The organism is Mycobacterium sp. 852014-52450_SCH5900713 (assembly GCF_001667075.1).
In the GTDB taxonomy this organism is placed as follows: domain Bacteria; phylum Actinomycetota; class Actinomycetes; order Mycobacteriales; family Mycobacteriaceae; genus Mycobacterium.
In genome coordinates, this window is record NZ_LZIL01000034.1 from 22,764 (window position 1) to 47,681 (window position 24,918).

A 24,918-nucleotide genomic window follows, 5' to 3' on the forward strand; every position below is an offset into this window, starting at 1 on the left:
TCAGTTGCCGAGTTCTTCGTCGAGGATGGCAAAGAGTTCGCTTTCGGTGGCGGCATCGAGGTCGGCGTCGAGGCCCTCGGGGGCGGGGTGGTCGGCGGGCCCCAGGGCCGCGAGGAGGCTGTGCAGGCGGGCACGCAGCGCCGATTTGTCGCCTGCGGCCCAGTCGGGCTGGCTGAGTAGCGCCTGCAATTCCCGGGTGATGTCGGTGAAGCGGGCCATCAGGTCCGGCTGGTCGCTCGCCCCCGCGCCGGCCAGCTGGGTGCCCAGGTGCGCGGCCAGCGCCGCCGGCGTCGGGTAGTCGAAGATCAGCGTGGGCGAAAGCGTCAGTCCGGTGGCCGTTTTCAGCCGGTTGCGCAGTTCGACGGCGGTGAGCGAATCGAAGCCCAGGTCACCGAATGCGCGCCCGGGGTTGATGTCGGCGGGGTTGGGCAAGCCCAGCACGGTCGCCGCGTTGCCGCAGACGAGGTCGATCAGCTCGCGCTGGCGCGCGTCGGGGGTCAGGCCGTGCAGGCGCGCGGTGAGACCCGTCATCAGGGCGGTCGCATCGGCGTCGTCGATGACGCGCCGGGTGGTGCGGGCGGCCAGCTCGCTCAGCAGCGGGGGCAGCGCGGCGGCGTTGTCGGACAAGGCAACCCGATCCACCCGGGCGGCCATCAGCACCGGCGCGTCGACCAGCATGGCGGCGTCGAACGACTCCAGCGCCTGCTCGGTGGACAGTGGTGCGATGCCGAGCCTGCTCATCCGGGCCTTGTCGCGCTCGCCGAGGTGTGCCGTCATCGCCGAGGCCTGCTCCCACAGGCCCCACGCCAGCGACAGGCCCGAAAGCCCGTGCGATCGCCGATACGCGACCAGCCCGTCGAGGAAACTGTTGGCCGCCGCGTAATTGGCCTGGCCCGGGGTGCCGACGATGCCGGCCATCGACGAAAACACCACGAACGCTGACAGATCCAGCTCCCGAGTCAGCTCGTGCAGGTGCCAGGCCCCGTCCACCTTCGCCCGCAGCACCGCGTCCACCCGGTCCGGGGTCAGTGACAAGACCAGCCCGTCGTCGAGGATGCCGGCAGCGTGCACCACACCGCGCAGCGGATACTGCGCCGGTATCTGCGCCAGCATCGCCGCGACCGCGTCGCGGTCGGAGACGTCGCACGCCACCACCGACACCCGGGCGCCGGCCTCCTGCAGGCCATCCACCAGCTCTGCCACCCCGGCGGCCTCAGCGCCGGCGCGGCTGGCCAGGACTACATGGGCGACGCGATAGCGGTGGACGAGGTGATGGGCGAGAGCCGAGCCGGCCATCCCGGTGCCACCGGTGATCACGACGCTGCCCCCGGCCAGCCCGCCACACCCGCTCAGCACCGCGCCGGGCCCCGACGGAATGGTCAGCGCGACCTTGCCGACGTGGCGGGCCTGGCTGACGAACCGATACGCCGCCGAGGCGCATCGCACATCAAAGGTCTTGAGCGGCAACGGCGTCAAGGCGCCATCCCGCAGCAGCCCGACGATCTGCGTCAGCATCGCCGCGGTGCGGTCGGCGCCGGCCTCCAACAAGTCGAAGGCGCAATACCGCGCGCCCCGATATCGCTCGGCGATGACGTCCGGATCGCGGACGTCGGTCTTGCCCATCTCGATGAACCGCCCACCGGGGGCCAGCAGCCGCAGCGACGCGTCGGTGAACTCACCGGCCAGGGAGTTGAGCACCACGTCGACCCCGGCGCCGCCGGTGGCCGACGAAAACTTCTCCTCGAAATCCAGCGTCCGCGAATCGCCGATGTGGTCCTCGTCGAATCCCATCGCGCGCAGGGTGTCCCACTTGCCGCGGCTCGCGGTGGCGAAGACTTCGGCGCCCCAGTGCCGCGCCAGCTGGACCGCGGCCATGCCCACGCCCCCGGTGGCGGCGTGCACGAGCACCCGCTCGCCGGCGCGCAGCCCGGCCAATACCGACAACCCGTAGAGCGCGGTGAGGAACACCACCGGCACTCCCGCGGCCGTGACCAGCGACCAGCCCTCGGGTACCCGCGTGACCAACCGCTGATCCACCACCGCCTCGGAACCGACCACCCTCAGCAGCCCCATCACCGCATCGCCGACCGTCAGCCCCGTCACGCCGGGGCCGACCTCGACGACCACGCCTGCGCCCTCGGCCCCCAACCGTCCGCCGCCGGGATACATGCCCAAGGCCACCAACACATCCCGGAAGTTCACCCCGACCGCGGCCACCGCCACGCGGACCTGCCCGGCCTCCAGTTCCACCCGTGGGCACGGGCTGACCACCAGGTCCTCCAGCGTGCCCCCGCCGCCGGCGTCGAGGCGCCAGCCGCCCGACGGCAGCCGAAGCACCGCTCCCCGCCGCGCCGGCCGCATCCGGGCGGCGTAGGCCACACCCGCGCGGATCGCCAATTGCGGTTCGCCGCAGCCGATCACCGCGCGGGTGTCCAACGATCCGTCGGAGTCGATGAGCACCACCCGGCCCGGATGCTCGGCCTGGGCCGACCGCACCAGCCCCCACACCGCCGCACCGGCCAGGTCCGCGACGTCCTCACCGGCGAGCGCGACCGCCCCGTGGGTCTGCACCGCCAGCGTCCCGGACCCCTCGTCCCGCAACCACGATTGCAGCTCGCCCAACGCCTCGGTGGTGGCCGCGTGCACCGACCGCACCATATCGCCGCCGTGGGTGCCCGACTCCCACAGCGTGGCGTCGTGATCGATGTCGTTGCCGGTCAACGCTATCGGTGACCACGCCACCTCGAACAACCCCTCGGCGGGCGCGGTCGCGAGCGACAGCTGCTCGGCCGAGACGGGGCGCATCGCCAACGAGCGCACCGACAACACCGGCCGCCCGGCGCCGTCGGCCAATTCCACCGACACCGCTCCGGCGCCGGTGGGCGCCAGCCGGACCCGCGCCCGCGATGCGCCCGACGCGTGCAACGACACCCCTTGCCAGGAGAACGGCAACACGGTCTGGCCCTGCCCGGCGGCGACACCGAGCGCGTGCAGCGCGGAGTCCAACAACACCGGGTGGATGCCGAAGCCACCGTCTTGCGCGCCTGCGTCGTCCGGCAGCGCGACGTCGGCGAAGATCTCGTCGCCCCGACGCCACGCCGCCCGCAGCCCGCGGAAGGCCCGGCCATACTCGTAGCCCCGCTCCGCGAGCCGCGCGTACGCGTCGGCCACGTCCAGCGGCGTCGCCCCCACCGGCGGCCACATCGACAGATCCCCGGCCGGTGGCACCGCCGCGGGGCGCACCAGGCCCTGGGCGTGCAGCACCCAGTCCGACTGGGCGCCGGCCGAATACACCGACAGCTCGCGCTGCCCCGATTCGGCGGCGGCGCCGACAACCACCTGCACCTGCACGCCGTCCGCCGCCGGCAACACCAGCGGGGCCGACAACGTCAGCTCCTCGAGCGCCGCACAACCGACCTCGTCGGCGGCGCGGATGGCCAGTTCCACGAATCCCGCACCGGGGAACAACACCGTGCCGCCCACCGCGTGGTCGGCCAGCCACGGCTGCGCGGCCGTCGACAGCCGGCCCGTCAGGACCACCCCACCGGAATCGGGCCGCTGCACCACCGCGCCCAGCAGGGCGTGCCGCGCGCCGGCCAGCCCCAGGGTGGCCACGTCGCCCGAACCCGTCGATCCCCCCGGTAGCCAAAATCGCTGCCGCACAAACCCGTACGTCGGCAAGTCCACGCGCCGTCCGCCGAGACCGGCAATGTCGGCCCGCCAGTCCACCGGCACTCCGGCCACGTGGGCCTGGCCCGCAGAGAGCCAAAACCGTTGCAGCGAACCGTCGTCGCGGCCCAGTGACGGGACCACGAACGCGTCGCTGCCGCAATCGGCCACCGTCTCCTCGACGGCGGCGAGCAGCACGGGGTGTGGGCTGCATTCGACGAACACGCCATACCCGGCGTCGCACGCATTGCGCACCGCCCGTTCGAACTGGACCGGTTGCCGGATGCTCCGGTACCAGTAGTCCGCGTCCAGGCCCGCGGTGTCCAGCGGGTCACCGGTCACGGTGGAGAACAGGGTGACCGGGGACGACCGCGGCGCGATGCCGGCCAGCGCCCCGGCCAACTCCGCGCGGATCGCGTCGACGTGCCGGGAGTGGGAGGCGTAGTCGACGTCGATCCTGCGGGCGCGCACGCCGCCGGCCTCGCAGTGCCGCATCAACTCGTCGAGCGCGTCCACCTCGCCGGACACCACCACCGCGGAAACACCGTTGACGGCAGCGACATTCAGCCGATCGCCCCACTCGGCGATCAATTCCTCGGCGCGGGCCAGGCCGCAGGCCAGCGACACCATGCCGCCCGCACCCGACAACCCCACCAGGAGCCGGCTCCGCAGCGCCACCACCCGGGCTGCGTCCTCCAGCGAAAGCGCACCCGCCACGTAGGCCGCCGCGATCTCGCCCTGCGAATGACCGATCACCGCGTCGGGGACCACACCCACCGAGCGCCACAGCTCGGCCAGCGACACCATCACCGCCCACAGCGCCGGCTGCACCACGTCCACCCGGTCCAACCCGGGCGCACCCGGCGCCCCGCGGAGAACGTCGACCAACGACCACTCAACGTGTTCGGCGAGCGCCTTCTCGCAGCGCTGCAGGTGTTCGGCGAAAACCGGTGAACTGTCCAGCAATTCGGCTCCCATGCCGAGCCATTGCGAGCCCTGCCCGGGAAACACGAACACCGCCTTGCCCACCGGCTGCGCCCGGCCCACGACCGCGCCCGCGCCCGGTGCGCCGGCGGCCACCCCGGCCAGCTCCGCCAGCAGGCGCTCGCGGTCCGCGCCCACCAGCACGGCCCGGTGCTCGAACAACGACCGCGTCGAAACCAGCGACCACGCCACATCGACCGTCCGCAGATCCGGGTCGCCGCTCACCCGCGCCAGGAGCCGGGCCGCCTGGTTGGCCAGGGCGTCGGCCGACCGGGCCGACAGCACCCACGGCGCCGGCGCGTCATCACCCGCGGGTGCGGGGGACTCCAGCGGCGGCTGCTCCACGATGACGTGGGCGTTGGTGCCGCTGATCCCGAACGACGACACCCCCGCGCGGCGCGGCCGGTCCTGCGCCGGCCACTCCCGCGCCTCGGTCAGCAGCGACACCGCCCCCGCCGACCAATCCACATGCGGCGTGGGCACATCCACGTGCAACGTCTTGGGCATCACGCCGTGTCGGATCGCCTGCACCATCTTGATCACGCCGCCCGCGCCCGCGGCCGCCGAGGTGTGGCCCATGTTGGACTTGATCGACCCCAGCCACAGCGGCCGGTCCGCCGGCCGGTCCTGCCCATACGTCGCCAGAACCGCTTGCGCCTCAATCGGATCCCCGAGGGTGGTGCCCGTGCCGTGCCCCTCCACCAGATCCACATCGGCCGTGCGCAGCCGCGCATCGGCCAGCGCGGCGCGGATCACCCGCTGCTGCGACGGCCCGTTGGGCGTCGCCAGCCCGTTCGAGGCGCCGTCCTGATTGACCGCCGACCCGCGCAGCAGCGCCAGCACCGGATGCCCCGAACGACGCGCGTCGGAAAGCCTTTCCAGCACCAGCACGCCGACGCCTTCGGAGAAACCCGTCCCGTCGGCGGCGCCCGCGTAGGCCTTGCACCGCCCGTCGGGGGCCAGCGCCCGCTGCCGGCTGAACTCGATGAACATCGCCGGCGTCGCCATCACCGTCACGCCGCCGGCCAGCGCCAGGTCACATTCGCCGGCGCGCAGCGACCGGGCCGCCAGATGCATGGCCACCAACGACGACGAACAGGCCGTGTCGACCGAAACGGCCGGACCTTCCAAACCCAGCGCGTAGGCCACCCGGCCCGAGGCCACGCTCAGCGTCGACCCGCGTAGGCCGTAGCGCTCCAGGTGTCCCGGCACCCGCCCCTGGCCGCCGTACGAGCCGTGGAAGATGCCGGCGAACACGCCCGTCGCCGAGCCCCGCAGGTCGGCGGGGTCAATCCCGGCCCGCTCCAACGCCTCCCAGGACACCTCCAACAACAAGCGTTGCTGAGGGTCCATCGCCAGCGCCTCGCTGGGCGCGATGCCGAAGAACGCGGCGTCGAAGTCGGCCACGTCGGCCAGAAAGCCGCCGCACCGGGCGTAGGACTTCCCCACCGTGTCGGGGTCGGGATCGAACAGGCCCGACAGGTTCCAGCCGCGGTCCGCGGGGAAATCGGAGACCACATCGCGGCCCTCGACAACCATCTGCCACAGGGCCTCCGGGGAATCCACACCCCCGGGATACCGGCAACCCATCCCGACCACCGCCACGGGTTCGGTTGCCGCGGCAAGGTATTCGCGGGCCTCGCGCTTCAGCCGCTCGTTTTCCTTCAGCGATGCGCGGAGTGCCCGGACGAGGTCCTCGGGGTTGCTGCTCACGGGACACGGCCTAAGCGAGAAAACACGGGGTACAAGAGGCGATGCCTTAGCTCAGTGCCAGCGCAACAACACGAGTTCGGAACAGAATCCCGGACCCATCGCGATCATCAAGCCGGGGCTCCCGCTGGGTGGCGGCTTGGCCCGGGTGTCCCGCAACACGTGCAGCACCGACGCCGACGAGAGATTGCCGATCTCACCCAGCGAACGCCACGTCAGTTCCAGGGCGTCCGGCGGCAGGCTCAGGCTCGCGTTGATCGCGTCGATGATCTTCGGACCGCCGGGATGGCTCACCCAGGCCCCGATGTCGGTCGTCGTCAGCCCGTGCGCACCGAGGAACCCCGTGACGTCCCGCTCGATGTGCTCCTCGACCACCTGCGCCAGGTCCTTGGCCAGCACGAGCTCGAACCCGGCGGCGCCGACGTCGTAGCCCATGGTCCGCAGGGAATCGGGATAGAGCGTGCTGCGCGAGTCGAGGATGGCGGGCCCGGCGGCGCCCACCTGTTCGGCGCGCCGCTCGCCGACGGCGACCGCGGCGCCGGCCCCGTCGGCGAACAGCGCGCTGCCGACCATGCCCTGCAGCGTCGGCTTGTAGCCGGGATAGGTGAGCGAGCAGAGCTCGACCGAGATGAGGGCCGCGGCGGCGTCGGGCGCCCCCCGCAGGTAGTCGTTCAGCCGGGCCACGCCCGCGGCCCCGGCCACACAGCCCAGGCCGAACAGCGGCACCCGGCGCACGTCCTCGCGCAGCCCCAGGCGCCCGGCGATCCGGGCGTCCAGGGAGGGTACGGCGAGGCCGGTGACCGTCGTGGTGATCAGCACGTCCAGGTCCTGCGGCCGCAGGCCGGCCTCGTCGAGCGCGCCCGAGAGGGCCTCGCAGCCCAGGTTCACCGCGTTTTCGATGAAGATCCGGTTGGCCAGGCCGAAGTCGGTCAGGCTGGGATATCGCTCCAGCGGCAATACCAGGTGCCGGCTGTTGACCTTCGCGCTGGCGTGCAACTGCCGGACGATGTCCTCGTAGCCCTCGAACTCCGGGACGCTGACGAAGAAGTCGGTGAGCTCGCGCTGGGAGTAGCGATACGGCGGCAGAGCGCCGGAGACGCCCGCGACGACGCTCAATGGACCCACCCCTTGACAACGAAGATCAGGGCCGAAATGTTCACCCGGATCACTTCCTGCGGGCAGTTTAGTCGGCATGCCACCGCCCGGCACAGAAACCAAAGTCCTTCATTCCCTGCCGCCGAGCCGCGCTTTGAGCTCCTCGGACTCGGCCAGGACGGCTTCGAGCTGCTCGGCGACCCGAACCGGCGCGGTGCCGCCCCGCCGGTCGCGCGACGACACCGAGCCCTCGATCGTCAATACCTCACGGACCTGCGGTGTCAGCTCGGGGCTGATCGCGGCCAGCTCGTCGTCGGTCAGCTCGTCGAGCCCGACGGAGCGGCCCTCGGCGGCGCGCACGGCGGCCCCGGCGGCCTCGTGCGCGGCCCGGAACGGCACGCCCCGCCGCACCAGCCATTCGGCGATGTCGGTGGCCAGCGTGTAGCCCGCCGGGGCCAGGGCCGCCATCCGCTCGACGTCGAACGACAGGCTGGCCACCAAGCCGGCCATCGCCGGCAGCACCAGCTCCAGCTGGGCGACCGAGTCGAACACCGGCTCCTTGTCCTCCTGCAGGTCGCGGTTGTAGGCCAGCGGCTGGGCCTTCAGGGTCGCCAGCAGCCCGGCCAGGTTGCCGATCAGCCGCCCGGACTTGCCGCGGGCCAGCTCGGCGATGTCCGGGTTCTTCTTCTGCGGCATGATCGAGCTGCCGGTGGACCAGGAATCGTGCAACCTGACGTAGCCGAACTCCGTCGAACTCCACAGGATGATGTCCTCGGCCAGCCGCGAGGTGTCCACGGCGATCATCGCGAAGATGAACGCGGCCTCGGCGGCGAAATCCCGGGCGGCGGTCGCATCGATGGAATTGTCGGCGGCCGCCGCGAAACCCAGCTTGGCGGCGATGGCGTCCGGGTCCAGTCCCAGCGACGAGCCGGCCAGCGCCCCCGAGCCGTACGGGGACACCGCGGCGCGCCGGTCGAAGTCGACGATGCGGTCGACGTCGCGCAGCAGCGGGTGCGCGTGCGCGAGCAGGTGGTGGGCCAGCAGGACCGGCTGCGCGGACTGCAGGTGCGTCTTGCCCGGCATGATCGCGCTCGGGTGCTCGGCGGCCTGGCCCGCCAGCGCGGCCACGAGCTCCAGCGCCCCGGCCGCGACCCGGCGCACCGCGTCGCGCAGCCACATCCGGAACAGGGTGGCCACCTGGTCGTTACGCGAGCGCCCGGCCCGCAGTCGGCCGCCCAGGTCGGGGCCGACCCGGTCGATCAGCCCGCGCTCCAGCGCGGCATGCACGTCCTCGTCGGTCACCAGCGGGGTGAAACTGCCGTCGGCCACGTCCTCGGCGAGGCTGTCCAGGCCGGCCAGCAGCCCGTCGCGCTGCTCCTCATCAAGCAGTCCGGCGTGAAACAGGATCACGGTGTGGGCCCGTGAGGCGACGATGTCGTAGGGGGCCAGCACCCAGTCGAAGTGGGTGGACTTGCTCAGGGCGGCCAGCGCGTCCGACGGGCCGTCGGCGAACCGCCCGCCCCACAGCGAGCCCTCGCGCGTGCTCACGTTTCAGTGGCCCCTTGGTTGGCCGCCAGGTCCCGGCGGGACGCGATCTTGGACGACAGCCCGTGCACATAGACGAAGCCCTTGGCGGCCGACTGGTCGAAGCTGTCGCCCTCGTCGTAGGTGGCCAGGTTGAAGTCGTAGAGCGACTGCGCGCTGCGCCTGCCGTTGACGGCGATGTGGCCGCCGTGCAACACCATTCGGATCTCGCCCGTGACGTGCTCCTGGGTCTTGGCGACGAACGCTTCCAGCGCGGTCTTCAGCGGCGAGTACCAGAGCCCGTCGTAGACCAGCTCGGCCCAGCGCTGGTCGGTTTGCCGCTTGAACCGGCCCAATTCGCGCTCCAGCGTGACGTGCTCGAGTTCGGTATGGGCGGTGATGAGCACCATCGCGCCGGGGGCCTCGTAGATCTCACGGCTCTTGATGCCCACCAGCCGGTCCTCCACCACGTCGAGCCGCCCCACCCCCTGGCTACCGGCGCGGCGGTTGAGCTCCTCGATGGCGGCCAGCACGGACACGCCCTTGCCGTCGATGGACACCGGGACCCCGCGCTCGAACCCGACGATCACCTCGTCGGGGGTGTTCCAGTTGATGGTGGGGTCTTCGGTGTAGGCGTAGATGTCTTTGGTGGGCGCGTTCCAAAGGTGTTCCAGGAAACCGGTTTCCACCGCGCGGCCCCACACGTTCTGGTCGATGGAGAACGGCGAGCGTTTGGACACGTTGATCGGGATCGCGTTCTCCTCGGCGAACGCGATCGCCTTCTCCCGCGTCCACGCGTAGTCGCGGACCGGCGCCAGCACCTCCAAATCCGGTGCCAGCGAAGCGAATCCGACCTCGAACCGGACCTGGTCGTTGCCCTTGCCGGTGCAACCGTGCGCGACGATGCTGCCGCCGTGCTCGCGGGCGGCAGCCACCAGGTGCTTGGCGATCAGCGGCCGGCTGATGGCCGACACCAGCGGGTAGCGGTCCATGTACAGCGCGTTGTTCATGATGGTGGGCAGGCAGAATCCCTCGGCGAACTCGTCGCGGGCGTCGACGACGACAGCCTCCACCGCGCCGCAGTCCAGGGCCCGCTGGCGGACGACCTCCATGTCCTCGCCGCCCTGGCCGAGGTCAATCGCCACCGCCACCACCTCGCGGCCGGTCTCCTTGCCGATCCAGCTGATCGCGACCGAGGTGTCCAGACCGCCGGAATACGCCAGAATGACGCGATCTGACATGAACCAATCTCCTTTTTTAGGTGAGCTCTTCCAGGGTGCGGGCCAGCTCGGCGCCGGTCATCGGCTCTCGGGCGGCCACGAAGACCGTGTCGTCGCCGGCGATGGTGCCGACGACGTACGGTAACGCCGCGCGGTCGATCGCGCTGGCCAAATAGTTGGCGCCGCCAGGCGGGGTGCGCAGCACCGCGAGATTGGCGCTGGCGTCGGCGGAGACCAGGAGTTCACTCAGCAACCGGGACAGCCGAGCGGTGCCGCCGGAGACGCCGCGCACCGGGCTGCCGTCCTCGGGAACGATGTAGACGCCCACGCCGCCGTCGGCGCCGCGCAGCTTCACCGCGCCCAGCTCCTCCAGGTCGCGCGACAGCGTGGCCTGGGTGACCTCGATGCCCTCGTCGGCCAGCCGGGCCGCCAGTTCGCTCTGGCTGCTGATCGACGCCGACGACAGGATCGCCACGATGCGGTCCTGCCGGCCGGCCCGGGTGGTCTCGGGGGTGGTCTTGCTACGGGTCATGAGCGCCGCTCCAGCAGCCACACCAGCAGCGCCTTCTGGGCGTGCAGCCGGTTCTCGGCCTCGTCCCACACCACGCTGGCCGGCCCGTCCATCACCTCGTCGGTGATCTCGGCACCGCGGTGCGCCGGAAGGCAGTGCAGCACAATGGCTTCCGGGTCGGCCAGGCCCAGCAGCCGCTGGTTGACCTGGAAGGGCCGGAACGGGGTTAGGCGGTCCAGGCCGTCGTCTTCCTGCCCCATCGACGTCCACGTGTCGGTCACCAGGACGTCGGCACCGGCCGCGGCCGCGTCGGCGTCCGTGGTGAGGGTGACCGAGCCGCCGGTGGTTTCGGCGCGCTCGCGCGCCGCCGCCGTGAACGAGGGGGCGGGGGCGAAGCCGTCCGGCGCGGCGATGGTGACGTGCATACCGGCGGTCACGCCGCCGAGCAGGAGCGAGTGGGCCATGTTGTTGGCGCCGTCGCCGAAGTAGGACATCCGCAGTCCGGCAAGCGATCCCTTGCGTTCGGCGATGGTCTGCAGGTCGGCGAGCACCTGGCAGGGGTGGAACTCGTCGGAGAGCGCGTTGATCACCGGCACGGTGGCCGCCTCGGCCATGGCCTCGAGCCGGTCCTGCTCGAACGTCCGCCACACGATGGCCTCGACGTAACGGGACAGCACCCGCGCGGTGTCGCCCAGCGTCTCGTCGCGGCCCAGCTGCGTGCTGCGGGCGTCGACGACGACGGCGTGCCCGCCGAGCTGGGCGATGCCCACCTCGAAGGAGAACCGGGTGCGGGTGGAGTTCTTGTCGAAGAGCACCGCGACGCCGCGGGGCCCCTCCAGTGGCCGGCAGCTGAACGGGTCCTTCTTCAGGTCGGCGGCCAGCTGCAGCACCTCGGCCTGCTCCTGGGGCGACAGGTCGTCGTCGCGCAGAAAGTGCCGGATCATTCAGCGAGCCTGTCCAGGATGCCCGGCAGCGCAGCGACGAAACTGTCGAGCTGGGCTTCGGTGACGATCAGCGGTGGTGCCAGCCGGATGACGTCGGGTGCGGCGGCGTTGACCAGGAAACCGGCTGCCCGCGCGGCATTTTCGGCTTCCTTGGCGCGTGGCGCGGTCAGCACCATGCCTTGCAGCAGGCCACGTCCGCGCACGTGGTCGATCATCGGGTGGTTCAGGGATTCGATGCCGTGGCGCACCGACTTGCCCAGCACGTCGGCGTGCCGGACCAGGTCCTCGTCGGCGATCACCCGCAGCACCGCCCGCGCCGCCGCCGCGCAGACCGGGTTGCCGCCGAATGTGCTGCCATGCAGGCCGGGCGCCATCAGGTCCGCGGCCCGCCCGACGGCCAGGCACGCGCCGATGGGCAGCCCGCCGCCCAGCCCCTTGGCCATGGTCACGACGTCCGGGGTGATGCCGTCGTGCTGATGAGCGAAAAACGCTCCGGTGCGGCCCATCCCGGTCTGCACCTCGTCCAGGACCAGCAGCGCGCCGTGCCGCGCGGTGATCTCGCGCGCGGCGGTCAGATAGCCCTCGGGCGGGACGACGACGCCGCCCTCCCCCATGATCGGTTCGAGGAACACCGCGGCGGTGGCGTCGTCGACCGCGGCCGCCAGCGCCTCCGCGTCGCCGTAGGGCACGTGCGTGACGTAACCCGGCAGCGGCTCGAACGGCGCCCGCTTGCTCGGCTGACCGGTCAGCGCCAGCGCGCCCATGGTGCGGCCGTGGAAACCGCCCTGCGCGGCAACGAGTTTGGTGCGTCCGGTCAGCCGCGACAGCTTGAACGCCACCTCGTTGGCCTCGGTTCCCGAGTTGCAGAAGAACACCCGCGTCGGCGCGTCGGTCTTGTCGGAGCCCAGCAGCGCCGCCAGCTCCTCGGCCAGCGCGATGCCCGGTTCGCTCGCATACAGGTTGGAGGTGTGACCCAGCGTCGCCATCTGCCGCGTGACGGCCTCGATGACCGCGGGATGGCGATGGCCGAGGACGTTGACCGCGATGCCGCCGAGCAGGTCCAGGTATGTGTTGCCGTCCACGTCGGTGACCACGACGCCGTCCCCGCTGGCCAGCGCCAGCGGCGGGGTGCCGTAGTTGTTCATCATCACGGCTTCCCAGCGCTGCTTTATCGCTTCGGATTCACTCATTGGCTCACCACCTTGGTGCCGGTGCCCGCATCGGTGAAAAGCTCCACCAGCACGCAGTGTTCGACCCTGCCGTCGATCACGTGCGCGCTCGGCACGCCCGCTGTCACGGCCCGCAGGCACGCTTCGACCTTGGGAATCATGCCCGCCTCCAGCGTGGGTAGCAGTTGCGCGAGTGTGGCGGTGTCGATTTCGCTGACCAGCGATTCGCGGTCCGGCCAGCTGGTGTAGAGACCCTCGACATCGGTGAGCATCAACAGCTTTTGGGCCCGCAGGGCCTCGGCGAGTGCAGCCGCGGCGGTGTCGGCGTTGATGTTGTGCACCACACCCCCGGCGTCCGGGGCAAGGGTCGACACCACCGGAATACGGCCCGCCGCAATGAGATCCAGCACGGCGGCGGTGTTGACCCGCTCGACGTCCCCGACCAGGCCGATGTCGGTCACCACGCCGTCCACGGTGACGCTGCGCCGCACGGCCGTGAACAGTTGCGCATCCTCGCCGGTGATGCCGACGGCGTAGGGGCCATGCGCGTTGATCAGGTTGACCAGTTCGCGGCCCACCTGGCCGAACAGCACCATCCGCGCCACGTCGAGCACTTCGGGTGTGGTGACCCGGAACCCGCCCTTGAAGTCGCCCGCGATGCCGAGGCGCCGCAGCATGGCGGTGATCTGCGGGCCGCCGCCGTGCACGACGACGGGGTGGACGCCGCAGTTGCGCAGGAAGGCCATGTCGGCGGCGAAGGCGTGCCGCAACGTGTCGTCGGTCATGGCGTTGCCGCCGTACTTGATGACGACGATCTTGCCGTACAGCTGCTTGAGCCAGGGCAGCGCTTCGGCCAGCACCTGCGCTTTGACCGCGGTCGGCAGCTGTTGCGTGTTGATGGTCATGAGCTGTATGCCGAGTTCTCTTCGACGTAGGCGTGCGACAGGTCGGTGGTGCGCACGGCCGCGGAGCCGTCACCCACGCCCAGGTCGACGGTGATGTCGATGTCCGCGCCGGACAGGTCCACCTCGCGCGCGCCCGGCGCCCCGACCCCGTCGACGCACACGGCAAAGCCGTTGAACGACACCCGGATCCGATCCGGATCGAGCGTGACCGGCGCCATGCCGACGGCGGCCAGCACGCGGCCCCAGTTCGGGTCGGACCCGAACACCGCGGTCTTGACCAGGCTGTCGCGGGCGATCACCCGGGCGGCGGTCAGCGCCTCATCCTCGGAGGAGGCCCCGGTGATGGTGACGGTGACGCGCTTGGTGACCCCCTCGGCGTCGGCCTGCAGCTGCGCGCACAGGTCGTCGCACACCCGCAGCACGGCGTCGTCGAGATCGGCCTGCGCGGGGGCGATCCCGCTCGCCCCGGAGGCCAGCAATAGCACCGTGTCGTTGGTCGAACAGCTGCCGTCGATGTCGAGCCGGTCGAAGGTGCGCGCGGCGGCGCGGCGCAGCGCGCGGTCGAGCGCGGCCGGTTCGGCGGCCGCGTCGGTGGTGAGCACGCAGAGCATGGTGGCCAGCGACGGCGCCAGCATCCCCGCACCCTTGGCCATCCCGCCGACCGTCCAGTTGCCCGGGTGGTGCAGCGCAACCTGTTTCGGCACCGTGTCGGTCGTCATGATCGCGCGGGCCGCCTCGTCGCCCCCGCTGAGCCCGCCGGCCATGTCCTGCACGATGGTCCGCACCCCAGCGAACACCTTGTCCATCGGGAGCCGGTCGCCGATCAGCCCGGTGGAGCAGACCGCGACCTCAACGGCGCCGGTCTCGGTGCCCCAGTCGGACAACGCGGCCGCGACCGCCTCGGCGGTGGCGTGGGCGTCCTGGAAGCCGCCCGGGCCGGTGCAGGCGTTGGCACCGCCGGAGTTGAGAATCACCGCGCGCAGCGCCCCGGTGGTCAGCACCTGCTGGGTCCACAGCACCGGCGCGGCCTTGACCTTGTTGCGGGTGAACACGCCGGCCGCCGCGTAGTCGGGCCCCTCGCTGAAAACCAGGGCCAGGTCGCGGTTGCCCGACGCCTTGATGCCGGCGGCGATACCGGCGGCCCGGAACCCGGCCGGCGCGGTGACGCCCTGTTCGCGCACCAGGCGCGCCTCGATGCGGGTCACGGTGCGACCCCGACCACCGAAAGGCCTTGCGTCTCCGGCCATCCCAGCGCCAGATTCATCGACTGCACCGCCGCGCCGCCCGTGCCCTTGACCAGGTTGTCGATGGCGGCGATTGCCACGAACGTCCCCGCGGCCTCGTCTACCGCCACGGCCAGGTGCGCCGCGTTGCTGCCGATCACCGATCCGGTGCGGGGCAGCTGGCCCTCGGGCAGAAGGTGAATGAAAGGTTCAGCGTCGTAAGCCTTTTCGTAGGCGGCCCGCAACTGCGACAGCGGGGTACGGGTACGCGCGGTGCAGGTGGCCAGGATGCCGCGCGAGGTCGGGATCAGCACCGGGGTGAACGACACCGTGACGTCGCGGTCGGTGACGGCGCGCAGGCCTTGGGCGATCTCGGGGGTGTGCCGGTGGGCACCCGCGATGTTGTAGGCCCGCGCGGATCCGATGACCTCGGAGCCGAGCAGATCGGTCTTGGCGGCGCGGCCGGCCCCGGAGGTGCCGCTGACGGCGACCACCGTGACCGCGGGCTCGATCAGGTCCTCGGCCATCGCGGGCAGCAACGCCAGCAGCGCCGCGGTCGGGTAGCAACCCGGGACGGCGATGCGGCGCGCCCCGCACAACCGCTCCCGCGCGCCGGGCAGTTCGGGCAGCCCGTACGGCCAGCTGCCGGCGTGCGGGGAGCCGTAGAACCGTTCCCAGGCGCCGGCGTCGGTGAGCCGGAAGTCGGCGCCGCAGTCGATGATCAGGGTGTCGGGACCGAGTTGATCGGCCAGCGCCGCCGAATGCCCGTGCGGCAGAGCCAGGAACACCACGTCGTGGCCGGCCAGCACGGTGAGTTCGGTGGGCTCGACCACCCGCTGGGCCAACGGCGTCAGGTGCGGATGGTGCTCGCCGAGCGTGCTGCCGGCGCTGGTCGCGGCGGTCAGCGAACCGATGGCGAGGCGCCCGTCGGCGTAGGCCGGATGCCCGAGCAACAGCCGCAGGATCTCACCGCCCGCATAACCGCTGGCCCCGGCGATCGCCACCCTCAATACGTCGGCCATTCAGCCGATTCTGCATGGTTATGCATTGCTTTGCAAATCCATTCCAACGCGGGTCGCTAGCCGCGCAGTTCGGCGCCGACGGCCTCGGCGGCGCGTCGCACCGCGGCATCGCGGGCCGCGCTGGCGTCGTCCTCGGTCAGCGTGCGGTCCGGGGCACGGAAACGCAGGGCGAAGGTCAGCGATTTGCGGTCATCCCCGAGCTGCGGGCCGGTGAAGACGTCGAAAAGTTGCAGGTCTTCCAGCAGCTCGCCGGCGCCGTCCCGGACGGCGTCGGCCACGGCCTGGGCGGGCACGTGCGCGGGCACCACCAGGCTGAGGTCCTGGAAGACGGCCGGGAACGGCGACACCCTGGGCGCCGGCAGCGCCTGGACGATGGGGATCGCGTCGAGGTTCAGTTCGACGGCGCAGGTGCCCTTCGGCAGGTTGGACCGCTCGATCACGGCAGGGTGCAGTTGCCCGGCGTGACCGACGACGGTCTCCCCGACGAGCACCTCGGCGCACCGGCCCGGGTGCCAGGGCAGGCACTGGGCCGCCCGCAGGCTCACCTCGACGCCGCTGGCGCGGGCGATGATGCGCGCCGCGTCGAACGCGTCGGCGGCTTCCGCCCGGCGGCCGGGCCCCCAGGGGCCGCGGCGTTCGCGCAGGCCCGCCAGCACCACCGCGACATGCTGCGGCTGTCGGGGCAGCGAGGCGTCCAGCAGGGCGATCTCATGGTCGGTCGGCCGGCGGTGCACGGGAATGGGCTGCACGCCGCGGGTCTGCTCGGTCGGTTGCACCACCTGCGCCAGGGCATACAGCCCGACGTCCACCAGCCCGCGGGATACGTTGCGCACCAACGCTTCCAGCAGCGCGGGCAGCAGCGTGGTGGCCAGGTGCGGACGGTCGGCCTCCAGCGGGTTGAGCACCTGCGTGGTGGCGCGTCGCGGGTCGTCCTCCGGCAGGCCCCACAGGTCGAACACGCCGGCGGGCAGGAACGGCGTCGGCAGGATCTCGACGTATCCCGATTCCGCGAGCGATCTGCCGATGGCGCGGCGACGCTTCTGCCCCGCGGTGAGGCCCGGGCCCGCCGGGGCCGCGGGCAGCACCGACGGGATGGCCTCCAGCCCCTCCAGCCGCAGCACCTCCTCGACGAGGTCGGCGGGCTGCAACAGGTCGGGTCGCCAGCTCGGCGGCGTCACCGTCAAGGCCCCGCCGGCCCCACCTTCCGGGGCCACGTGACACCCGATCTGCGTCAGGCGTCGCGCGGTCGCGCCGGGCGGGTAGGCCACGCCGGCGACGCGGTCGGGCAGGTCGGCGGGGATCCGGATCGGGGGGAGCGACCAGTCGTCGGTCGGGGGGTCGCCCCGCCAATCGGTCAGCTTCTCCGCCACCGCTCCCCCGGCGATCTCGACGAGCAGCGCCGCGCAGCGGTCCAGTGCGGCCACCGAGATGGCCGGGTCCACCCCGCGCTCGTAGCGCCGGGCGGCCTCGCTGGGCAGGTGCAACCGGCGCTGGGTCCGCGATACCGCCGCCGGGTCCCACACGGCGGCCTCCAGCAGTACGTCGGTGGAGTCGGCGCGCACCTCGGTGCTCGCCGCGCCCATCACGCCGCCGATCGCCGCGGTCGCCCGGTCGTCGACGATCAGGACGTCGGCCGGATCGAGCCGGCGCTCGACGTCGTCCAGGGTGATTACCGTCTCGCCGGGCCGGGCGAACCGTACGACCAGGCCTCCGGAGATGCGGTCGCAGTCATGCGCGTGCATGGGGTGACCGAGTTCGAGCATCACGTAGTTGGTGACGTCCACCGCCGGCGACGTCGCGCGGATACCGGCCAGCAGCAGCCGCCGTTGCAACCACCACGGCGACACCGCCGCGGGGTCGATGCCGGTGACGGGCCGCAGGGCGAACCGGCGCACGCCGGTCTCGGCGTCCACCGTGAGCGCCCACGCCTCCCCTTCGGCCGGCAACGGCTTGACGTCGGCCGGGTCGACGAAGTTCAGGTCGTAGGCGCAGGCGATCTCGCGGGCCAGCCCGCGCACCGACATGCCGTAGCCCCGGTCGGGGGTGATCGCCAGGTGAAAGACCACATCGTCCAATCCCAGCACCGCGGCGCCGTCGGCGCCCGGTTCGGCCGTGCCGGCCGGCAGCACCAGGATCCCGGAATGGTCGGCACCCAAACCGAGTTCGGCCGCCGAGCAGATCATGCCGTCCGAGTCGCGGCCATAGGTCTTGCGCGCCGTGATGGCGAACCCGCCCGGCAGCGTGGTGCCGGGCAACGCCACGACCACCAGATCACCGACAACGAAATTCGTTGCCCCGCAGACGATGTCGCGCTCCACGCCGTCGCCGACCGCTACCCGGCAGGCACGGATCGGCTTCTTGAAGCCGGTGAGCTCCTCGATGCTGGTCACCCGCCCCACGGTCAGCGGTCCGTCGACCGGGCCGAGGGTGACGACCTCCTCGACCTCGTGGCCGATGCGCACCAGCGTCTGCTCGAGATCGCCGGGGGCGACGTCCCAGCCCGGCGAGCCCGCCGCTACCACTTCCCGCAGCCAGCTGTAGGGGATGCGCATCAGGCACCCACCCCGAACGGCAGCGAGAACCGGACATCGCCCTCGACCATGTCGCGCATGTCGGGTATGCCGTTGCGGAACTGCAGGGTGCGTTCCAGGCCCATGCCGAACGCGAACCCGGAGTAGACGTCCGGGTCGATCCCCGCGGCCCGCAACACGTTTGGGTGCACCATGCCGCAGCCGCCCCACTCCACCCAGCCGGCGCCGCCCTTCTTGCCGACGAACCACACGTCGACCTCGGCGGAGGGCTCGGTGAACGGGAAGAAGTGCGGGCGGATCCGGGTGCGCGCCTCCGGGCCGAACTCGGCCCGGGCGAACGCGTCGAGGGTGCCCCGCAGATGCGCCATGGACAGACCGCGGTCCACCGCCAGCCCCTCGACCTGGTGGAAGACCGGAGTGTGGGTGGCGTCGAGCTCGTCGGTGCGGAAGGTGCGGCCGATCGAGATGATGTAGACGGGCAGCTCGTGGGCCAGCAGGGTGCGCACCTGCACCGGCGACGTGTGGGTGCGCAGCAGCTGCCGGGAGTCGTCCGGCGCGATGTAGAAGGTGTCCTGCTCGCTGCGCGCCGGGTGGTCCGCGGGGAAATTGAGGGCGTCGAAGTTGAACTGCTCGGTCTCGACTTCCGGCCCCTCCGCCAGCTCCCACCCCATCGCGACGAAGGTGTCGGCGATGTGGTCGGCGAGCTGGGTGATCGGGTGCCGGGCGCCGATCGGCTGCCGGCTCGACGGCAGCGTGACGTCGATGCCCTCGGCGGCCAGCACCGCCGCGTCGCGTTCGGCGCGCAGTGCCGCCAGGCGATCGTCGTAGCTGCGCTGCACTTCGGTTCGCGCGGAATTGACCCGCTTGCCGGCGTCGGCCCGCTCGTCCTTGGGGACGCTGCCCAGCGCCTGGCGGGCCAGCGCCAGCGGTGAGCGGTCACCGAGGTGCTCGGTCTTCACGCGCGCCAGCGCGTCCAGATCGCCGGCGCGCGCGATCGCCTCCCGGGCGGCGCCGACCGCCGCGGCCAAGGCGTCCGGTGACAGGTCGACGGGCTGAGCACCCACGCGGCGACACTCTCCTTGCTGATGAGGGGCTGGGAAAGAAGCTTGCCCAGCGGCAAGTGCCGATCATAGTGATGCGGTGCGTGCACCCCGGCGGGCGCTTCGGACTAACGGCGGACGGCTGGCCTAGCCGGTTGTGACGGGCTGCGGACCGGTCAGCGCGTGCTCGGCCAGCACCGCGCTGCGCCCGGTGACGAACCGCACGAGCTTGTGCGCGGCCAGCGCGCCCAGCACGCCGAACGCGGGCGCCGCGGCCATCGTTCCCCAGTGGTGGGCCAGCAGCAGAAAGCCGAAGCCCGAAGAAGCGGCCAGCATCATGATGCGCACCGGCGTCCAGTGGATGGGCTGGCGGAGCCGGGCGGAGACCAGCACGCCCAACACCACGGCGACGGTGTGACCGGCATCGGTGAAATCGCCGCCGATGATCGCCGAGGCCATCCCGGCCGCCACCCACCAGCCGACCCAGGCGGCCCGCCAGCGCTGCGGGATCACCGCCGTCATCGCCCCGAGCACCGCCAGGGCGCCGTAGCTCATCCCGACATCGCTGGCCCGGGTGATCGACAGGGGCATCCACTCGAACTCGACCGCGGCGGCCAGGGCGGCGGCCACGAGCAGCGTCGCGCCGATGTGCCCGACGAGGAACGCCACCGCCAGCCGGATGGTGCGCAGGTGCAACTCGCCAAGCGCGAGCAGGCAGGTGAGGAACGGCAACCAGAAGTAGAGCGGACCGGCGTCGACGACCAGGGCGCTGCCCAGCAGCGTGCCCACGTGGCCATGGGCCAGGTTGTGCAGGTTGGTGCTGGCCCGCTCGACCAGCACGTCGTGCGCGTGCGGCCCGAGCGCCAGGATGGCACCGCTGACGGCAAGCAGCACCGCCACGTATCCCACCGTGAACTGGACCCGGGCGAGCCGGGCGAAGATGCCCCCAAACATTGCATCCATTATGTCGGCTAATTTGTTTCGGAAGTGTGATCGGGCGCTGTCAACTCCCTATGAGTCCTCAAACGATATATCGCCAAGTCGGCCGGGACGCCCGGGGTCTTGCCCGCAAACACGGGTTTACGTGCACGTTTGGCGACGACGCCCATCGCGTCCAGTTCGCTCTGGGCGATCAGGTCGAGTGTCGAACCTGACACCATGACCCCGCCCTTGGTGGCCCGTTCCATCACCCGAGCGGCGATGTTGACGTCGACGCCGAGCCAGTCCGCGGCCAACCGCTGGGGCCGACCGGTGTGGATCCCGACCCGCATCCGCGGCGTGTAGCCCGCCACCTCGACCGACTTCAGCGCCCCCTTGGCGGCCAGGACGGCCCGCACGGCGACCGTGGGATCGCCGAAGACGGCCATCAGGCCGTCGCCCATCCGTTTGACGATGTGGCCACCGGCGTCCAGCAGCGGCGGCTCGAGGGCCCGCGCCACCTGTCGCAGCAGGGTGAGCGCCGCTTCGTCACCGGCCTGCAAGGACCACGACGAGAAGCCGACCAGGTCGGTAAACACCAACGTCACCTCGGGATTCGCGGGACGTCGGGCGACCGACTCGGTCAGCGCCTGCCACATCTGCAACAGCCCGAGGCTGACCTCACGCGACACCGCGTCGCGGTCCCCCAGCAGCCGGTCGGCGGCTCGCGCCGCGGCGCGCGGTCCACCCTCGCCGGCCGTGGACAGCGGGTCGCCGAACTCGGGATCGCCGGGTAGCAGACGCCGCGCCCGGCGGATGAACGCCACCGCGCCGGGACTGTGATTCCGGTTGTGCAACCACTGCGAGGCGCCGTGCGCCGAGACCGCGGAAGGCGGTGGCGAATCGGGCTCGCCCGAGTCCGAGTCGCGACGCGCGAGTTCCACCTGGCCAGGTTATTTGGTTCCGGCGGAGCCGGGCAACGAAGGCCCCACGGTTTGTGTCACAGCTCGCAACGTATCGCCTGATCACAGCGATGCCACACCGCTATGGACGCCGCATAACACCCGCCGGCGCGCGCGGCCGAAATCGTAGACAACGCGCGTTGTCAAAGTTATCGTGAGCCGAGGAGGCCGAGATGACTGCCATTCCAACGACATCCGACGATCCGCTCGGACCCGATTCCCTCACCTGGAAGTACTTCGGCGACCTTCGCACGGGAATGATGGGCGTCTGGATCGGCGCGATCCAGAACATGTATCCGGAGCTGGGCGCCGGCGTCGAGGAGCATTCGATCCTGCTGCGCGAGCCCCTGCAGCGCGTGGCCCGCTCGGTGTACCCGATCATGGGCGTCGTCTACGACGGCGACCGGGCTGCCCAGACGGGGCGGCAGATCAAGAGCTACCACCACACCATCAAGGGCGTCGACGCGTACGGCCGCCGGTATCACGCGCTGAACCCCGAAACCTTCTACTGGGCCCACGCCACCTTCTTCATGCTGGTGATCAAGGTGGCCGAGTACTTCTGCGGGGGCTTGACGGAGGCGGAGAAGCGCCAGCTGTTCGACGAGCACGTGCGGTGGTATCGGATGTACGGGATGAGCATGCGACCGGTGCCCACCTCGTGGGAGGAGTTCCAGGAGTACTGGGATCGGGTCTGCCGCGAGGAATTGGAAATCAACCGGGCGACGCTGGACATCTTCCAAATCCGGATCCCCAAGCCGAAATTCGTGCTGATGCCGACACCGATCTGGGACCAGATGTTCAGGCCGCTGGTCGCGGGCCAGCGCTGGATCGCGGCGGGCCTGTTCGAGCCAGCGGTTCGCGAAAAGGCCGGCATGCGCTGGACGCCCGGCGACGAGGTGCTGCTGCGCCTGTTCGGCAAGTTCGTCGAACTGGCCTTCCTGGCGGTTCCCGACGAGATTCGGCTGCACCCCCGGGCGCTGGCCGCGTACCGCCGGGCCGAGGGGCGGCTACCCGGCAACGCGCCGTTGGTGGAGGCTCCGCCGTTCATGGCGCCGCCCCGCGACCGCCGCGGCCTGCCCATGCATTACTTCCCTCCCCGTCCGCGGTCGCCGCTCGACCCCGCGAAGGCCCTCATTGAGCGCGCCGGCTCGCTGGTGCACGGGACGCTGTCGCTGGCGGGTCTGCGGCCCGCCCGGGGTCGCGTCAGGGCCGCTTGAACATGCCCAGCGCCTGCGCGCTCTGGTAGAGGCAGATTGCCGCGGCGGAGGCCACGTTCAGGCTCTCGGCACCGCCGGCCATCGGGATGCGCATGCGGTGATCGGCCGCCGCCGCGATTTCGGTTGGCAGACCCTGCGCTTCGGGGCCGAACAACCACGCGGTCGGCCTGGCGAGCAGCGCCGCGGCATCGTCGAGGCGCGTCTCGCCGTCGACCGTGGTCGCCAGCACCTGCAGCCCCGCGGCGCGCACGGCGCCCAGCGCGGCGGCCACGTCAGGCGCGGCGACCACCGGAATCGAGAAGATGCTGCCGGTCGAGGCGCGTAGACACTTGCCGTTGTACGGGTCGACGCTGTGCCCGCCGAGGATCACACCCTGTGCGCCCATGGCGTCGGCGATGCGAATGACCGTGCCGGCGTTGCCTGGCTCGCTGATCTCGACGGCGACCGCGATCAGCCGCGGCGAACCGGACAGCACGTCCGCCAGGCCGGTCGCCGGCGTTTCGCAGACGGCGACCAGTCCGGCGGGGGTGACGGTGTCGGACAGCGCCTTTGCGGCCCGCTCGCTGACCAGATGGACCGGACAGCGCTGCGCGCCAAGCAAAGCCGCATACCGCTGCGACGCGGCTTCGGTGACGAAGACGTCGCGGACCAGACCGCGGGCGGCCGCCGCCTCCACCAGATTGGGGCCTTCGGCCAGGAATCGCCCCGCCCGCCGCCGGCCGACGTGGCGATTCAGTTTGACCGCCGCGGCGACCCGGGCCGAACGTTCGGTCAGCACCTGCACCCGGAAGCCGGTTTAGGCGGCCTCTCCGGAATCCGAGGGTGCGTTGACGTCCTCGGGCAGTGCCGCCCGGGCGACGTCGACCAGCGCGGTGAACGCCGCGGGATCGGTGATCGCGATGTCGGCGAGGTTCTTGCGGTCCACTTCCACGCCGGCGGCCTTCAAACCCTGGATCAGCCGGTTGTAGGTGATGTCGTTGGCGCGCGCCGCCGCGTTGATCCGCGAGATCCACAGTTTCCGGAACTCGCCCTTGCGCGCGCGGCGGTCGCGGTAGGCGTAGTTCAACGAATGCAGCTGCTGCTCTTTGGCTTTGCGGTAGAGCCGCGAGCGCTGGCCGCGATAGCCCTTCGAGGCCTTGAGAATGCTGCGCCTCTTCTTGTGGGCGTTGACCGCCCGCTTCACGCGTGCCATGGGGTTCCTGCTCTCTGAAAAGTAACTTGCAAAGTAAATGGGTCGGGTGCCGGCACCGACGGGCCGGCGCACGGCTTGTTGAAGGTCAGCCGTTCAGCAGCTTGTTGATCCGCTTGGTGTCGTTGGCCGCCACGGTCGTGCGGCCTTCCAGCCGGCGAGTCCGGGTGGACGGCTTGTGCTCCAACAGGTGCCGACGGTTCGCCTTTTCGCGCAGGATCTTGCCGGTTCCGGTGCGCCGGAACCGCTTCGAAGCCCCGCTGTGGGTCTTGGCCTTGGGCATGTTTCCTCTACTTCTCGAATCTCGCTATTTGGTCTGAAGGTCAGTTGGGTGAAGGGGTGTCGGCGTCCGATGCCTCGCCGTCCCCCGGGCCTTCGGGGTGCCGCGCCCTGGCCCGAGTCTTCGCGCCGCGGTGCGGGGCCAGCACCATCGTCATGTTGCGGCCGTCCTGCTTGGCGGACGTCTCGACGAAGCCGTATTCGGCGACGTCCGCGCCCAGCCGCTGCAGCAGGCGGTAACCCAACTCGGGGCGCGACTGCTCACGTCCGCGGAACATGATGGTGACCTTCACCTTCGAACCCGCCTCCAGGAAGCGGATTACGTGACCCTTTTTGGTCTCGTAATCGTGATCGTCGATCTTTGGTCGCAGTTTCTGCTCTTTGACGACGGTCTGCTGCTGGTTGCGGCGGGATTCGCGCGCCTTTTGCGCCGCCTCGTATTTGAACTTGCCGTAGTCCATGATCTTGCAGACCGGGGGTCTGGCGTTCGGGGCGACTTCGACAAGGTCGAGATCGGCGTCCGCGGCGACGCGAAGTGCGTCTTCGATGCGCACTATGCCTACCTGTTCTCCCCCGGGGCCGATCAATCTGACTTCAGGTACGCGGATGCGCTCGTTGACGCGGGTCTCAGTGCTGATGGGGCCTCCCTTGTTGGGCTTATAGATATCCTGCGCTCACGGCCAAGGCCTCGGTCGGGAGTCAGCGGCGGAAACACCACACCACCAGCAGAAAAGCCCTGCAATAGCAGGGCCCAATGCCGACCGATCACGGCTTGCAACTGGTCAAGCCGCCCGCGTTTGCTCGCG

Annotated in this window: 18 protein-coding genes and 1 pseudogene; 1 reads left to right on the forward strand and 18 read right to left on the reverse strand. The window is 71.0% G+C overall.

Features of this window, described 5'->3' with window-relative positions; translation table 11 throughout:
- From A5773_RS08975 to A5773_RS09040, 14 genes and pseudogenes are all read right to left on the reverse strand, one after another.
- Complete coding sequence (locus A5773_RS08975) at positions 1–6,366, reverse strand: type I polyketide synthase (protein ID WP_066953094.1); 6,366 nt, start codon at positions 6,364–6,366, stop codon at positions 1–3.
- 51 nt (positions 6,367–6,417) lie between these two features.
- Positions 6,418–7,479 carry a type III polyketide synthase gene (locus tag A5773_RS08980; protein WP_067790568.1) on the reverse strand — a complete coding sequence of 354 codons (1,062 nt, stop codon included), beginning with the start codon at positions 7,477–7,479 and terminating at the stop codon, positions 6,418–6,420.
- Between the two features lie 108 nt (positions 7,480–7,587).
- Positions 7,588–9,006, reverse strand: a complete 1,419-nt coding sequence (gene argH, locus A5773_RS08985; protein WP_067790571.1) for an argininosuccinate lyase — start codon at positions 9,004–9,006, stop codon at positions 7,588–7,590.
- Positions 9,003–10,223, reverse strand: coding sequence for an argininosuccinate synthase (locus A5773_RS08990; RefSeq protein ID WP_067790572.1), 1,221 nt, complete (start codon positions 10,221–10,223; stop codon positions 9,003–9,005). The genes argH and A5773_RS08990 overlap by 4 nt, the downstream gene beginning before the upstream one ends.
- Positions 10,224–10,239: 16 nt before the next feature.
- Positions 10,240–10,734, reverse strand: a complete 495-nt coding sequence (locus A5773_RS08995) for an arginine repressor (protein ID WP_066953103.1) — start codon at positions 10,732–10,734, stop codon at positions 10,240–10,242.
- On the reverse strand, positions 10,731–11,657 hold the full coding sequence (gene argF, locus A5773_RS09000) for an ornithine carbamoyltransferase (protein ID WP_067790575.1): 927 nt from the start codon (positions 11,655–11,657) through the stop codon (positions 10,731–10,733). Before argF ends, A5773_RS08995 begins: the two co-directional genes overlap by 4 nt.
- Complete coding sequence (locus tag A5773_RS09005; protein ID WP_067790576.1) at positions 11,654–12,847, reverse strand: acetylornithine transaminase; 1,194 nt, start codon at positions 12,845–12,847, stop codon at positions 11,654–11,656. The genes argF and A5773_RS09005 overlap by 4 nt, the downstream gene beginning before the upstream one ends.
- The gene (gene argB / locus A5773_RS09010; RefSeq protein ID WP_067790579.1) at positions 12,844–13,731 is read right to left on the reverse strand and encodes an acetylglutamate kinase; all 888 of its coding nucleotides are present in this window, start codon (positions 13,729–13,731) and stop codon (positions 12,844–12,846) included. Before argB ends, A5773_RS09005 begins: the two co-directional genes overlap by 4 nt.
- Positions 13,728–14,978 carry a bifunctional glutamate N-acetyltransferase/amino-acid acetyltransferase ArgJ gene (gene argJ / locus A5773_RS09015; protein ID WP_067265036.1) on the reverse strand — a complete coding sequence of 417 codons (1,251 nt, stop codon included), beginning with the start codon at positions 14,976–14,978 and terminating at the stop codon, positions 13,728–13,730. Before argJ ends, argB begins: the two co-directional genes overlap by 4 nt.
- Positions 14,933–15,992, reverse strand: a pseudogene (gene argC / locus A5773_RS09020) (N-acetyl-gamma-glutamyl-phosphate reductase). Before argC ends, argJ begins: the two are co-directional and overlap by 46 nt.
- Before the next feature lie 40 nt (positions 15,993–16,032).
- Positions 16,033–18,528 (reverse strand): phenylalanine--tRNA ligase subunit beta, encoded by a 2,496-nt coding sequence (pheT, locus tag A5773_RS09025; protein ID WP_066953115.1) that lies wholly within the window; start codon positions 18,526–18,528, stop codon positions 16,033–16,035.
- On the reverse strand, positions 18,528–19,571 hold the full coding sequence (pheS, locus tag A5773_RS09030; RefSeq protein ID WP_066953117.1) for a phenylalanine--tRNA ligase subunit alpha: 1,044 nt from the start codon (positions 19,569–19,571) through the stop codon (positions 18,528–18,530). The genes pheT and pheS overlap by 1 nt, the downstream gene beginning before the upstream one ends.
- Positions 19,572–19,694: 123 nt before the next feature.
- A complete protein-coding gene (locus tag A5773_RS09035) occupies positions 19,695–20,501 on the reverse strand; it encodes a rhomboid-like protein (RefSeq protein ID WP_066953119.1) in 807 nt (268 codons plus the stop codon).
- A 17-nt stretch (positions 20,502–20,518) separates the two neighbouring features.
- Positions 20,519–21,409 carry an adenylate/guanylate cyclase domain-containing protein gene (locus A5773_RS09040; protein ID WP_066953121.1) on the reverse strand — a complete coding sequence of 297 codons (891 nt, stop codon included), beginning with the start codon at positions 21,407–21,409 and terminating at the stop codon, positions 20,519–20,521.
- Between the two features lie 191 nt (positions 21,410–21,600).
- Here A5773_RS09040 and A5773_RS09045 point away from each other — a divergent pair, with 191 nt between their 5' ends.
- The gene (locus A5773_RS09045; protein WP_066953123.1) at positions 21,601–22,644 is read left to right on the forward strand and encodes an oxygenase MpaB family protein; all 1,044 of its coding nucleotides are present in this window, start codon (positions 21,601–21,603) and stop codon (positions 22,642–22,644) included.
- Here A5773_RS09045 and A5773_RS09050 read toward each other — a convergent pair.
- The 4 genes from A5773_RS09050 to infC form a co-directional block, all read right to left on the reverse strand.
- Positions 22,631–23,422 (reverse strand): RNA methyltransferase, encoded by a 792-nt coding sequence (locus A5773_RS09050; RefSeq protein WP_067790652.1) that lies wholly within the window; start codon positions 23,420–23,422, stop codon positions 22,631–22,633. The two genes, A5773_RS09045 and A5773_RS09050, sit on opposite strands and share 14 nt — an antisense overlap.
- Positions 23,423–23,440: 18 nt before the next feature.
- A complete protein-coding gene (gene rplT, locus A5773_RS09055; protein ID WP_046184507.1) occupies positions 23,441–23,836 on the reverse strand; it encodes a 50S ribosomal protein L20 in 396 nt (131 codons plus the stop codon).
- Positions 23,837–23,921: 85 nt separating this feature from the next.
- Positions 23,922–24,116: a 50S ribosomal protein L35 gene (gene rpmI / locus A5773_RS09060; RefSeq protein WP_066953125.1), complete on the reverse strand. Its 195-nt coding sequence runs from the start codon at positions 24,114–24,116 to the stop codon at positions 23,922–23,924.
- Positions 24,117–24,156: 40 nt separating this feature from the next.
- Positions 24,157–24,750, reverse strand: coding sequence for a translation initiation factor IF-3 (gene infC / locus A5773_RS09065; protein WP_082948161.1), 594 nt, complete (start codon positions 24,748–24,750; stop codon positions 24,157–24,159).
- Positions 24,751–24,918: the final 168 nt, after the last annotated feature.